We start from the raw sequence: 12105 nt of genomic DNA, 5'->3' as shown, positions 1-12105 counted from the left end.
CTCGTCTTCGACGTCACCACAGGATCCACTTCACTTCCGCGTTGTTCCCCGAGCCGCCGCTGTGCGTCAGGTGCAGGTTCGCGCCGTTCAGCGCCTGCACGTCCTCGCTGTAGGAGTTGCTGCCGACATAGGGGTTGTCCCAGCGCATCGTCACCCACGCGCCCTCGCGGGCCGGATCCTCGCAGCTGGAGAGGCCGTAGACGACCGTCCCCTCGGTGCCGGTCATGAACCCGTTGGACTCCGACGCCCAGGTGCCGGTGACGTTGGTCATCATCCAATTGGCCGGGTACCCGGTCCACATGCCGTGGGCGAGGTCGGCGGACCACAGGCTGGCGTTGCAGCCCGACTGGTTGACGAAGGTCACCGCGGTGCTCCGCGCCGCCTGTGCCGACACCTCTCCCCGGTCGGCGTGCGCTCGCTGGTCGGCATGCGCCGGGGAGGACGTGAGCACCGCCAGCGCCGTCGCACCCGCGAGCGCCGCCGACGTGATCGTTCTGTTCATGGTTCTCCTCGCCGTCAGCGCGGGTTGGTGTAGAGGGACAGTCCGTACGTCTGGAGCATCGGGTTGACCGGCTGGAAGTAGGTGATGCGCCGTGAGCAGTCGTAGCCGCCGCTCAGCACGCCCTGGGCCTCCATGTGCCCCGAGTCGGGGAAGTAGGTGTTGTCCCACACCAGGGGCCCGCCGCTGTCCCCTCCCGAGGAGCACAGGTCGGCCTGACCCAGGTCGCGGACGACCCCCTGGCCCGGGTAGTCGACGGTGACACCCTGCCCGGCGACCTGGGCGCCGCAGGTCCAGGACGTGGTCATGCCGTACTTGCAGATCGTCGCGCCGTTCGGCGCCTCCCACGACCCGAACAGGTTCAGCCACGCGCCGCCGGTCTTGATGTAGCCGCCCAGGGGCGTCCAGAGGGACGGGTCGGCGATGTTGACCAGGCCGAAGTCCCGGCCGGGGAAGTCGGCGAGCACCTGCGCCCCGATCCGCTCGCCGTCCCGGTACCAGTCGTTGTACGCCCCGGTGCAGTGGCCCGCGGTCAGGACCCGGTTGTTGCCCTGCCGGTCCCGCGCGATGAATCCCACGCTGCAGACCGAGCGGTCCCGCGGGCCCATGTCGTCGCCGCTGATGATCCCGTGCGTCCGGGGCGTGCCCGGACTCCGCACGATCCGGATCCTCGCCCGGTCGGACGCCGTCAGGCGCGCCCCGTCCAGCAGGGCGCGGGCCGTCCGGTCGTCGGGCACCCGCAGTTCGACGCTGTCGGTGGCCGCGTCGGCGTGCCAGGACCCGCCCGCCCCGGCCGCCTTGCCGCCGCCCTGGACGAACCGGTCCAGCTTGCGCTTGGTCGCGGCGAGGTCGGCGGTGGAGTGGCGAGCCGTCCGGGGGAGGACTCCGGCCCGGCGGAACCGGTCGCTCTCGGCCGCGCTCACCGCGTTGGCGCGCAGCCGCCCGGTCGTCCGGTCGATCCACATCGACTCGCGGGGGAGCCCGGCGCGCACCGCCCGGACGAACGTCCGCCCGGACTCCGCCTCGACCCTGTACCGGTCCCGCGCCTGCGCGTCCGACAGGTGCAGATCGCGCTGCAGGGACGCGATGACCGCCTTCTGCCTCGACGCCTCCCCCTGCCCGGAGGGAGGCGCGGGCGCCGCCCTCCCCGGCGAGGTCGCCATGGCCTGCCCTGGCGTGGCGGCCATCGCCACCAGGGCCGCACCGGCCGCCAACGCGGCGGTCAGTCTTCTCACGGGCGCTCCTTCGTGCCTCGACGGCGGGCGGCTCGTCCCGCCGCCCGCTACCACGCGAAGGCTGTCCGTTCGGGATCAACGCGCCATAACCGCCCCTTCAACGTCCTGGGAACGGCATGCGAGGTGGCTGTGGGAAACGGGGGGTTGGCGGGAGGACGTCCGGGTGACAAGGTCTTGGTGAGAACGTTCCATGTTCAGGCGTGAGGTGAGGCCGTGGTGCCGGCGACCACCGAGTGGGCGGAACGGATCGCGGAGCTGACCGCCGTCCGGGTGCGCAGCCCTGGGGCGGTGGCCGAGCGGGCGGCGTCGCGGGTGCGGCGGACGCGGCCGGCGGGGGAGACCGGGCGGCTGATGATCGTCGCGGCCGACCATCCGGGACGCGGCGTGCTCAGCGCGGGCGGCGACCCGCGCGCGATGACCGACCGGTCGGACTACCTCGCGCGGGTCTGCGCGGCGCTGGCGCGGCCCGGCGTGGACGGCGTGCTCGGCACCCCCGACGTGATCGAGGACCTGCTGCTCCTCGGCGTCCTGGACGGGATGGTCGTGCTCGGCTCGATGAACCGGGGCGGGCTCGCCGGGGCGGCGTTCGAGACCGACGACCGGTTCACCGGCTACGACGCGGCCGCGGTCGCGGCGTCCCGGCTGGACGGCGGCAAGATGCTGCTGCGGATCGACGAGTCCGACCCGGCGACCGCGCCGATGCTGGAGGCGTGCGGGCGGGCCGTGTCGGAGCTGGCCGGGCACGGGCTGATGGCGGTCGTGGAGCCGTTCTCGGCGCGCCGCGAGGACGGCCGGCTGCGCAACGTCCTCACCGCGGACGCGATGATCCGCGCGATCTCGGTGGCGTCCGCGCTGGGCACCACCTCGGCCCGGACGTGGCTGAAGGTCCCGGTCGTGCCGGAGATGGAGCGGGTGATGGCGGCGACCACGCTGCCCGCGCTGATCCTCGGCGGCGAGGTGTCCGACGACCGGCGGGCCGTCCTGGAAGGGTGGCGCCGGGCGCTGCGTCCGCCGAACGTGCGCGGGCTGATCGTCGGCCGCTCTCTGCTCTACCCGCCGGACGGCGACGTGCGGGCCACGGTGGACGCGGCCGTCGAGGTCGTCGAACAGTCCGTCCGCCCCTTGTGACCCCCTGTCAGGGGACGACGGTGATGTAGAAGCCGCCGTCGGTGACCTTGCGGGTGTCGGCGTTGTAGACGGTCACGCGGTAGGTGTCGTTCCGGTTGCCGCAGTCCTTGTGCGGTTCGGCGATGATCGACACGACGCGGCCGTAGTTGACGGCGGTGGCTTCCGGGAAGGTCTTGCTGATGTCGGCCCTGTTGGCGCGGACGCAGTAGATGCCGGCGCTGGGCTTGGTGACCGAACCGATGCCCCACCCCCACTTGATCCTGCCGTTGGCGGTGACGTTGGCGTAGGCGGTGATGGGCGCCTTCACCCCGGGGCCGGCGGCCTGCGTCGGGAGGGCGAGGGCGGCGCCGCCGGCGAGCATCGCCGCGCCGGCCGCCAGTGCGAGGGTCGTCGTCGTGCCGGGCATGGTCGTCTCCTAGGAGTTGCGGTCACGGAGCGTGATGGTCTGAGCATGACCTGCGCTTCGTACACTCGGGAGCCCTGTGGAGCCACTCCAGCGCGGCGGGGAGCGGGCACTCACCGCCCGGGCAGGCGTTTCGGCACGCGGAGCAGCCTGTGACGGAAGGCCGGAATCGCCCGGAGGAACCGTCCGCCGAGGTCGTGGGCCGGGGCGGTATCGAACATGGTCGACCCATCGGGCATGCTGAACAGTGCTTCGACGGTGCTGGTGTGAGGGGTGTTCTGGTGGACGAGGGCGCGCAGGAACGGGGCCAAGGCGCGGTGCCTGGGGGTTCCCCGCAGCTGCGGCTGGACGACCTGCTGGACGGCCTGCAGCAGCAGGTCCACCAGGTGCGGGCGGCGCGCGACCGGATGCGCACCCTGCTGGACGCGGTCCTGGCGGTCGGCTCCGACCTGGACCTCGAGGTGGTGCTGCGCCGCATCGTGGAGTCGGCGGTCACCCTGGTCGACGCCCGGTACGGGGCGCTCGGCGTGCTGGGCGAGGAAGGCACGATCAAGCAGTTCATCACCGTCGGCGTCGGCGAGGACGTCGTCGCCCGGATCGGGCACTACCCGCGCGGCGAGGGCATCCTCGGCGAGCTGATCCACCGTCCGGAGCCGCTGCGCCTGGCCGACCTGAAGGACCACCCGGCCTCCGCGGGCTTCCCGGACGGGCACCCGCCGATGACCACCTTCCTCGGCGCCCCCGTCCGGGTGCGCGACGAGGTGTTCGGCAACCTGTACCTGACCGACAAGCACGGCGGCGCGGAGTTCGACGCCGACGACGAGGCGGTCCTGCGCACCCTCGCGGCGGCGGCCGGGGTCTCGATCGACAACGCCCGGCTGTACGACGACGCCCGCCGCAAGCAGCAGTGGCTGGCGGCGAGCGGCGAGCTCACCCGCAGCCTGCTGGCCGGACGGGCGCCGTCGGAGGTCCTGGCGTCGGTCGCCGCGACCGTCCGCGAGCTGGCCCGCGCCGACCTGGTCACGCTGGCCGTCCCGGTCGGCGACAGCGGCGAGCTGGTCGTCGAGGTCGCCTCCGGCACGCGGGAGGACGAGATCCGCGGCCTGGTCCTGCCCGCCACGACGCTGGCGTCGAAGGTGTTCACCACCGGGGAGACGGTCACCAGCGACGCGGTCGGCGCCGACCTGCGCGCCGAGGGCGGCGGCCCGTCCGCGGTCGACCTCGGACCGGCGTTCTACGTGCCGCTCGGCACCCGCGACCACGTGCGCGGCGTCCTGCTGGTGGCGAACGCGCCCGGCGGACGGGCGTTCCCGGACGCGGTCGTCGACATGATCATCGGCTTCGGCAACCAGGCGGCGCTGACCCTGGAGGTCGCCGAGCACCGCCAGGACGCCGAGCACATGCTGGTCCTCGGCGACCGGGACCGCATCGCCCGCGACCTGCACGACCTGGTCATCCAGCGGCTGTTCGCCGGCGCCCTGACGCTGCAGTCCACGCTCGGGCGCGTCGCCGACCGGCCCCGGGTGAGCGAGCGCATCCAGCGGGTCGTGGACGACCTGGACGACACGATCAAGGTCATCCGCTCCACCATCTACGGCCTGCGGGAGAGCGACCGCGGCAGCGACGGCGGCCTGCGGGCGAAGCTGGTCACGGCCACCGACCGGGCCGCCGCGGCCCTCGGCTTCACCCCGGCGCTGCGGATGACCGGCCTGCTGGACACCGAGGTGCCCGCCGAGTACGCCGAGCGCCTCCTGGCCGTCCTGGGCGAGGCGCTGTCCAACGCCGCCCGGCACGCCCGGGCCACGGCCGTCGACGTCGGCGTCGACGCGAGCGACCGGACCCTCCGCCTGCGGGTGACCGACAACGGCTGCGGCATCGACCCGGCCGTCACCCGGCGCAGCGGCCTGGCCAACCTCCGGCAGCGCGCCGAGGAGCTGGGCGGGCACTTCGAGGTCTCCCCGAACGAGCCCTGCGGCACGATCCTGGTCTGGGCCGTGCCCCTGCCCTCGGCCGACGGATGAGCGTGATCGCCTAGCCGGGCGTCTCCGGCGCCCGGAACGGCCAGGCCGGGTCTGACGGCGTCGTGCCGTCGGACCCGGCCTGGCCGGATGTGCCGGTGGCCCTGGCCACCCGTCCTGCGCGGTGGCTCGGTCCACGCGGTGGTTCGGTCCACGCGGTGGTTCGGTCCACGCGGTGGTTCGGTCTACGCGGTGGTTCGGTCTACGCGGTGGTGCCCGCGGGGCGGCTTCCGCCCCGGCGGCCGGTGCGCGGCTCCTTCCCGCCTTCGGACGCGGCGCGGACGCCGGTGACGGTGAAGACCAGCGCCGCGGCGGCCACGATGGCGAGCAGGACGAGGCCCGCCGCGTAGGTTCCGTACTTCCCGTACAGCGACCCCATCACCAGGGGCGGCAGGAATCCGCCCAGTCCGCCCGCCGCGCCGACCACGCCGGTGACCGAGCCGACCTGGGCTGCCGGGGTGCGCTGGGCCACCAGGGCGAAGGTCGCCCCGCTGCCCGCGCCGAGCGCGGCGGCCATGGCCAGGAAGGCGATCGTGCCGACCGGCGCCAGGGCCGGGGTGAACGCCTGCGCGGTGGCGCCGGCCACGACCACGACCAGCGTGCCCGTGAGCACCCGGACCGGGCCGATCCGGTCCGACAGCCAGCCGCCGATCGGACGCATCGCCACCGCGAGCAGGACGAACCCGGCCATGCGGTTGGCGGCGTCGGCCTGGGTGAGGCCGTAGCCGGTCTTGAGGTAGGTCGGCAGGTAGACCGAGAAGGCGACGTAGCCGCCGAAGGCCACCGCGTACAGCGCGGACGCCTGCCAGGTGATGCCCAGCCGGGCGGTGGCGGCCAGCCGGCGGGCCAGGGGCTCGGACGGCACGCTGCGGCCCGGCGCGTCCCGCAGCAGCAGCGCGGCGATCATGGCGTACACGGCCAGGACGGCGGCGGTGATCAGGAACGGGGTGGACATGCTGTGCGCGTCCACCAGCTTCACCGTGGTCAGGGCGCTGATCGCGGTCCCGCCCATGCCGGCGCCGAACAGGCCGATGCCGAGTCCGCGCCGCGCGGGCGGGAACCAGGCGTTCACGAGCGGCACGCCGACGGCGAAGGCGGTGCCGCCGAGGCCCAGGAAGAACCCTCCGGCCAGCAGCGCGGTGAGGGAGGAGTGTCCGGCCAGGCCGAGGTAGAGCACCGGGACGATCGTGGCCGCCGAGACGATCGGGAACATGACCCGTCCGCCGAACCGGTCGGTCAGCGCGCCCACCGGGATGCGGCCCAGCGAGCCGACCACGACCGGCACCGCCACCAGCAGCGACTGCTGGAAGGAGCTCAGGTCGAGGCCGTCCTTGAACCGGGGGCCGAGCGGGCTGAGCAGCGCCCACGCCCAGAAGTTCACGGCGAAACCGGCCGTGGCCAGGACCAGCATCAGCCAGGCCTGGCCGGGCACCGGAGCGCCCGACGGTGAGCTGCCGCTCTTCGACTTCAACGGCTGGACCATGGTGTCCGTCCCTTTCCTGTTTCTGGCGGTACGACGCCACCGGGTTCGCAGGCTCAGCGCGAGCCCCTTGCCTGCGAAAGGGGGTTTGTGCGCCTCCACTCTCCGCCCGGCGGGCCGCCGGAAGCAGGGGCCATCAGTCCCTGCCGGCGGGCGAACGGTCCCCGGACCAGGGACCCGGTCGTCCCTCCCCGCGCCCCGGGTCCGGCGCCCGGCCGGTGGGGGGTTAGGGCCGACCGGCCCTAACCCCCCACCGCTCCTGCCAGGCACGATGGGGTCATGCTCAAGAACGACGCCTTTCGTGCACTCGACCGGCTGGAGAGCCTGAGCCTGCTCGCCAAGGCGCCCGTCGGCCGTGTGGTCTACACGAGGCGGGCGCTGCCCGCGGTGCTGCCCATCAACTTCTCGCTGGACGTGGACGCCTCGGTGGTGCTGAGCACCTCGCCGGACTCCGAGCTCGTCCGCGCCATCGACGGCGTCGTGGTCGCGTTCGAGGCGGACGAGTACGACGCGGAGACCCGGTCCGGCTGGAGCGTCGTCGTCACCGGCCAGGCCACCCTGGTGACCGACCCCGCCGAGCACGAACGGCTGACGCGGACCGGGCCCACGTCCTGGATGCCCCTGCGGGACGCCGTGTTCGTGCGGATCGAATCCGAGATCATCACCGGCCGCGAGCTCAACGGCTCCCCCCGCGCCCTCGGCCCCGCGAGCCGAAGCCCGCTGCTCGGGGCCTGATCAGGTTCAGGAGGCAGGCCGAAGCCCGGTGGCCGGGGTCCTGATCACCGACAGGCCACACGGAATCACCGACAGGCCACACGGACGCCGGACGGTCAGCCGGTCACCTCGACCATGCCGTGGGCTCCGGCCTCGCCGCGCCGCATGTCGTGGTCGATGAACGCGTAGTGGCCTGCCGCGGGGAACGTCGTCTCGACGAAGCCGCCCTGCGCGGGGCCCAGGTCCAGCGCCTGCGAGCCGCCCGCCTCGTCCGGCCTGAGCAGGTACGAGCCCTCCTTGTACACGGTGTCGAAGACGGTGCCGACGATGTGGAAGGCGACGCCGTCGCTGGGACCCGCGGCGACCAGCCAGAACCGGGCCCGTTCACCGGCCCTCACCTTCAGGGGACGCTGGGCGTACTGATCGGCGACGCCGTTGAACACCCAGGCGTCGGGGGTGTTCTGGCGCATCTTGGTCACCTGGGCGGTGCTGCCGGGCGTCCCGAGGTAGATCTCGGACGAGACCAGGGCGTACTCGTGGTCGACCTTCCTCAGGCCGGGCGGGTCGATGATGACGGCGCCGTACATGCCGTTGCCCATGTGCTGGAGCATCGGCATGGTGCTGCAGTGGTACAGCCAGGCCCCGGCCCTCTCGGCACGGAACCGGTAGACCAGGCGCTGCCCCGGCGGGATGGTGCGCATGGGCTCGTCGGGGGAGAGCGAGCCGGGATGGAAGTCGATGCCGTGCCCCATGGACGGATCGTCGTTGATGAGGGTGACCTCGAACGTGTCGCCGACCTCGCCGTGGAGGGTGGGGCCGGGCGCGGTCCCGCCGAAGGTCCACATCTCCTGCCTCACCTCAGGGGCCACTTCGACCGTGGCGTGGACGGCGTGCAGCTCGACCTTGTGGACCTTGCCGCCGGGCGCGGGCGCGAGATCGGCGGTGCGCGGACGCCAGCCGGCGGAGAAGGGGGCGGACAGGTCCAGTTCGCCGCTTCCCCCGGCGGTGGACGTGTGCCCCTCGTGTCCGGTGCCGCCCGTCGTCCCGCTCGCCGTCCCGCCTGTGGTCCCGCCGTCCGTCACGACGATGTCCATGGTCATTCCGGCCGCCCGGTGGCCCGGCAGGGTGCACCAGGCCTGGCGGTTCTTGGTGATCCGTCCGACGTCGAGCACATGGGTGCGGCCCTTGGAGAGCATCGGGGTGGTGGGGCCGCCCTCCACCTTGAGGTCGTGCTGTTGCGCGTCGGCGTTGGTGACCTCCAGTCGCAGGACGGTGCCCGCGGCGACCTCGATCTTGGCCGGGCGGATGCGCATGTCGGCCAGGGTGACGGCGACCGTGCGAGTGCCGGTACCGGTCGTCCCGCCCGCGACGGCAGGGCCGCCGGTGTCCCGGCCGCCGTTCGCCACCAGCACAGCCAGGACGAGCAGCACAACCCCCGCGCCGGCACCCCACAGGATGGGACGCCGCCGCACTCCGGCCTTGCCCGCGTCCCGGCGGAGCCCCTGTCCGCTGCGGAGCAGCACGCGCACCACCACGGTGAGGAACACGGCCCCGGACGCACCAGCGAGCAGCACACCCACCCGGCCGAAGAGGCCGGGCAGCGGAAGCCCGAACAGGGCCACTCCGGCATTGAGGACGGCGAGCCGCGGTACCCAGCCCCACTCGAGCACCGTCCGAAGCGCGGCCCGCTCCTTGGGGCCGCCGGTGAGGACGATGGGCAGCAGATACGTGAGTGCCCCGATGAGCACCTGCGCGACCAGTCCGACGAGCAGCACCGGGACCAGGGACGCGACACCGTTCAGGACCTCGGCGAGCGGCCGGACGATCAGCAGCACCAGGTCCGCCACCACGCCGACGCACAGCCAGGCCGCGGCGGCGGCCAGCGTCCACGCGGCCGCCGTCGAGATCGCGGGCCGTCGCCGCACTGTGCGCGCCAGCAGTTGCATCGTGACGACGAGACCGGCCGCGTAGGAGGCGATCCCGAGGACGGCGGCGGGACGCCACCCGGCCGCCAGCCCGGTGACCGTGACGGCGAGGCCGCCCGCCGTCAGTCCCAGCACCCAGCGCGCCAGCCGGGTGGTGCGTTCGGCCATCCGGACGCCCAGCACCGTCGGCCACAGCATGAACAGCGTGCCGAGGACGGGCAGTCCGATCCAGCCGAGGAGCGTGACGTGGACGTGGGCCAGTTTCAGCGCGCTGAAGTGCTGGGGCCCGACCTTGCCGGCGGCGAGCAGCCAGCCCAGCGCCGCGCCGACGATCAGCGCCATCGCGGCGGCGCGGTAGTAGTCGGCGATCGGGGCGAGCCGTCCTCCCAGCGCTCCTCGGCCCATGCGGACCAGCACCACCAGGTGCGCGGCGACGGCGGGGATCAGCAGGACGCACCCGGCGCCGGTCAGGGCCGGAAGGTCGGCCCACACGCCGCCGAGGACGCCGACGACCCCGAGGTTCGCACCGGCCAGCCGGGCGTCGCTCCAGTGCCGGTCGGGCCGCTGGGCATGGAGCATGGCGGTGGCGAAGTGCTCGCTCCACACCATGATCGCGGTGGTGGCCGCGCCGAGCAGGAACAGGTGGACGGCCAGCCAGCGGGCCACCGGCAGCGTGTGCTGGACGCTCCCCGCGAGCAGCGCGAGCACCACCCACGCCGCGACCACCGCGTGGGCGACCAGGTGCCGACTGCGCAGTCCGGACGCCTTGAACCTGTTGGGCGGACGACCGCCGCCCAGCGCCGGATCAACCTTCTTGACGTCCATGGGGCTCCCTGCCGCCAATGCCGGCCGCAGGGCCGGGACGAGGAGGCGGCGCGGGTGCCGCAAGGGCGCTGTCGGGCAGCAGCGCCGCCAGCTCCTCCTGATAGGGGAAGGACCCCGGGACGTATCCGCACCACGGCTCTTCGGCGTAGGGATCGCCGGTGACGCCGTACGCGCGCGACCGCGAACCGCCGCAGACACGGCGGAACTCGCACTGCCCGCACCGTCCGCCGAGCCTGTCGGCGGCCCGCAGGCCGGTGAACAGCGCCGAGGAGCGGTAGATCGAGGTCAGGGGCGTCTCGCGCACGTTCCCCGCGCTCAGCGGCAGGAAGCCGCTGGGGTGCACGCTGCCGGTGTGCGAGACGAAGACGAAGCCGCGGCCCGCGTTGACGTCCAGCGGCGGCCGCCGCACCCGGCGCGTGGCGGCGTCCAGGCCCAGGTCGGCGGCCCGGCCGGTCAGCTCCCGGTAGAGCGGCCCGAGGCCCAGCGCCGCCGCGTGGTCGTCGCCGCGTTCGGCGAGGACCCGGCGCTGAAGGGCGACGCGGCGGAAGTGGTGGGCCTCGGTGGTCTTGGCGGGGACGGTCAGGCCGACGTCGTAGACGAAGTTCAGGACGTCCTCGACCTCGCCGGGCGTCAGCGCGCCGAGGTCGCGGCCGCGGCCCGTGGGCACCAGGAAGAAGGCGCTCCACAGCATCGCCCCGTGATCGGCGACCAGGCGGACGATGTCGGGCAGGTCATGCAGGTTGTGCCGGGCGACCGTGGTGTTGATCTGCACCTTCAGGCCGAGGGCGCGGGCGGTGTCCCAGGCGTCCAGGGTCAGGCGGAACACGCCGGGGACGCCACGGAAGTCGTCGTGGAGCGCGGCCGTCGAGCCGTCCAGGCTGAGCGAGAGCCCGGACGCGCCCGCGGCGTGGACGGCCCGCAGGCGCTCCTCGGTGAGCGTCGGCGTGCCGGACGGGGACACGGCCACCCGGACCCCGGTCTCCCTGCCGTGGGCGACGAGCTCGGCCAGGTCGGGCCGCTGGAACGGGTCGCCACCGGTGATCACGAACAGCGGGGCGGGCTGCCCGAAGGCCGCCACCTGCTCCAGCAGGTCCTTGGCCGCGGCGGTGTCCAGCTCGCGCGGATCGCGGTCGGGGACGGCCTCGGCGCGGCAGTGGCGGCAGGCCAGCGGACAGGCCCGGGTGGACTCCCAGATGACGATGAACGGCCGCTCGCCCGCGTCGTGCCGCTGCCGCCGAATCGCCCGGGCCGCGCCTGTGACTTCGGCTGCGCCTGTGACCCGGGCCGCGCCTGTGACCTCGGCTGCGTCCGTGACCTGGGCCGTGCCTGTCGGGTGGGCTGCGCCGCTCATCGGATCCTCCGTGTCAGGACTGGTTCGGGGACCGGGGCGCGAGGACGCCCGCGGTGGCCACCAGCGCGGCTCCCAGGCCGGTCAGCGCGGCGCCCAGGCCCGTGGCCAGGGTCGTGAGCTGCCACGCCTGGTAGGCCGACATCAGCGAGGCCCGCAGGGACTGGCCCATGAACGCGGTCTGGCGCAGCCTGACGAGCTTCTCGTCGTCGCCTCCGGCGGCGTGCAGCTCCGTCGCGAGCTCGGAGTAGGTGCGTCCGCCGGTGGCCTTGGCGAGATTGCCCTTGATGTACTGGGCGTAGGCATGGGCCTCGGGGCCGGTCTCCACCTGGCGGCCCGCGTAGGCGGCGAGCTCGGCGGGCAGCCCCTGGTCGGGGAAGGTGATCTTCTGGGCGGCCAGCTCGGCCCGGATCTCCTTCCTGCCGCCGCGTCCGCGGAGCACCATGACCGGCCCGGCGACCGCCAGGCCCAGGCCGACCGTCCCGAGCAGGGCGCCGGCCCGAAGGCGGGATCCGTCCATGACGTGTCTT

Annotated in this window: 10 protein-coding genes; 3 read left to right on the top strand and 7 right to left on the bottom strand. The window is 73.7% G+C overall.

Features of this window, described 5'->3' with window-relative positions; translation table 11 throughout:
- Nucleotides 1-13: 13 nt before the first annotated feature.
- Complete coding sequence (locus AB0L06_RS34055) at nucleotides 14-502, bottom strand: hypothetical protein (protein ID WP_500235273.1); 489 nt, start codon at nucleotides 500-502, stop codon at nucleotides 14-16.
- A 14-nt stretch (nucleotides 503-516) separates the two neighbouring features.
- Entirely contained in the window at nucleotides 517-1734 is a 1218-nt protein-coding gene (locus AB0L06_RS34050; protein ID WP_500235272.1) for a S1 family peptidase, read from the bottom strand.
- Between the two features lie 216 nt (nucleotides 1735-1950).
- Between AB0L06_RS34050 and AB0L06_RS34045 the strand changes: the two genes are divergently transcribed.
- On the top strand, nucleotides 1951-2862 hold the full coding sequence (locus AB0L06_RS34045) for a Cgl0159 family (beta/alpha)8-fold protein (RefSeq protein ID WP_500235271.1): 912 nt from the start codon (nucleotides 1951-1953) through the stop codon (nucleotides 2860-2862).
- A 7-nt stretch (nucleotides 2863-2869) separates the two neighbouring features.
- Here the strand turns inward: AB0L06_RS34045 and AB0L06_RS34040 are convergent, their stop codons facing one another.
- Nucleotides 2870-3268 carry a hypothetical protein gene (locus tag AB0L06_RS34040; protein WP_500235270.1) on the bottom strand — a complete coding sequence of 133 codons (399 nt, stop codon included), beginning with the start codon at nucleotides 3266-3268 and terminating at the stop codon, nucleotides 2870-2872.
- Between the two features lie 263 nt (nucleotides 3269-3531).
- Between AB0L06_RS34040 and AB0L06_RS34035 the strand changes: the two genes are divergently transcribed.
- Nucleotides 3532-5286, top strand: coding sequence for a sensor histidine kinase (locus tag AB0L06_RS34035; protein WP_500235269.1), 1755 nt, complete (start codon nucleotides 3532-3534; stop codon nucleotides 5284-5286).
- 199 nt (nucleotides 5287-5485) lie between these two features.
- Here the strand turns inward: AB0L06_RS34035 and AB0L06_RS34030 are convergent, their stop codons facing one another.
- Entirely contained in the window at nucleotides 5486-6766 is a 1281-nt protein-coding gene (locus AB0L06_RS34030; protein WP_500235268.1) for an MFS transporter, read from the bottom strand.
- A 276-nt stretch (nucleotides 6767-7042) separates the two neighbouring features.
- Between AB0L06_RS34030 and AB0L06_RS34025 the strand changes: the two genes are divergently transcribed.
- Nucleotides 7043-7498 (top strand): pyridoxamine 5'-phosphate oxidase family protein, encoded by a 456-nt coding sequence (locus tag AB0L06_RS34025; protein ID WP_500235267.1) that lies wholly within the window; start codon nucleotides 7043-7045, stop codon nucleotides 7496-7498.
- A 95-nt stretch (nucleotides 7499-7593) separates the two neighbouring features.
- Here the strand turns inward: AB0L06_RS34025 and AB0L06_RS34020 are convergent, their stop codons facing one another.
- Genes AB0L06_RS34020 through AB0L06_RS34010 form a run of 3 tightly spaced genes read right to left on the bottom strand, consistent with a single transcriptional unit; the run spans nucleotide 7594 to nucleotide 12095 of the window.
- Nucleotides 7594-10227 (bottom strand): multicopper oxidase domain-containing protein, encoded by a 2634-nt coding sequence (locus AB0L06_RS34020; protein ID WP_500235266.1) that lies wholly within the window; start codon nucleotides 10225-10227, stop codon nucleotides 7594-7596.
- The gene (locus AB0L06_RS34015; RefSeq protein ID WP_500235265.1) at nucleotides 10208-11578 is read right to left on the bottom strand and encodes a TIGR04053 family radical SAM/SPASM domain-containing protein; all 1371 of its coding nucleotides are present in this window, start codon (nucleotides 11576-11578) and stop codon (nucleotides 10208-10210) included. The genes AB0L06_RS34020 and AB0L06_RS34015 overlap by 20 nt, the downstream gene beginning before the upstream one ends.
- Before the next feature lie 13 nt (nucleotides 11579-11591).
- Nucleotides 11592-12095 carry a hypothetical protein gene (locus AB0L06_RS34010; RefSeq protein ID WP_500235264.1) on the bottom strand — a complete coding sequence of 168 codons (504 nt, stop codon included), beginning with the start codon at nucleotides 12093-12095 and terminating at the stop codon, nucleotides 11592-11594.
- Nucleotides 12096-12105 lie beyond the last annotated feature (10 nt).

Source organism: Spirillospora sp. NPDC052269 (genome assembly GCF_040679435.1).
In the GTDB taxonomy this organism is placed as follows: domain Bacteria; phylum Actinomycetota; class Actinomycetes; order Streptosporangiales; family Streptosporangiaceae; genus Spirillospora.
This window is presented reverse-complemented; position numbering and strand designations above follow the sequence as displayed.

What these genes read in the sequence shown, in the direction of transcription:
- AB0L06_RS34055 (WP_500235273.1), bottom strand. Translation starts at nt 502, where the DNA reads ATGAACAGAACGATCACGTCGGCGGCGCTCGCGGGTGCGACGGCGCTG.
- AB0L06_RS34040 (WP_500235270.1), bottom strand. Translation starts at nt 3,268, where the DNA reads ATGCCCGGCACGACGACGACCCTCGCACTGGCGGCCGGCGCGGCGATG.
- AB0L06_RS34030 (WP_500235268.1), bottom strand. Translation starts at nt 6,766, where the DNA reads ATGGTCCAGCCGTTGAAGTCGAAGAGCGGCAGCTCACCGTCGGGCGCT.
- AB0L06_RS34025 (WP_500235267.1), top strand. Translation starts at nt 7,043, where the DNA reads ATGCTCAAGAACGACGCCTTTCGTGCACTCGACCGGCTGGAGAGCCTG.
- AB0L06_RS34020 (WP_500235266.1), bottom strand. Translation starts at nt 10,227, where the DNA reads ATGGACGTCAAGAAGGTTGATCCGGCGCTGGGCGGCGGTCGTCCGCCC.
- AB0L06_RS34015 (WP_500235265.1), bottom strand. Translation starts at nt 11,578, where the DNA reads ATGAGCGGCGCAGCCCACCCGACAGGCACGGCCCAGGTCACGGACGCA.
- AB0L06_RS34010 (WP_500235264.1), bottom strand. Translation starts at nt 12,095, where the DNA reads ATGGACGGATCCCGCCTTCGGGCCGGCGCCCTGCTCGGGACGGTCGGC.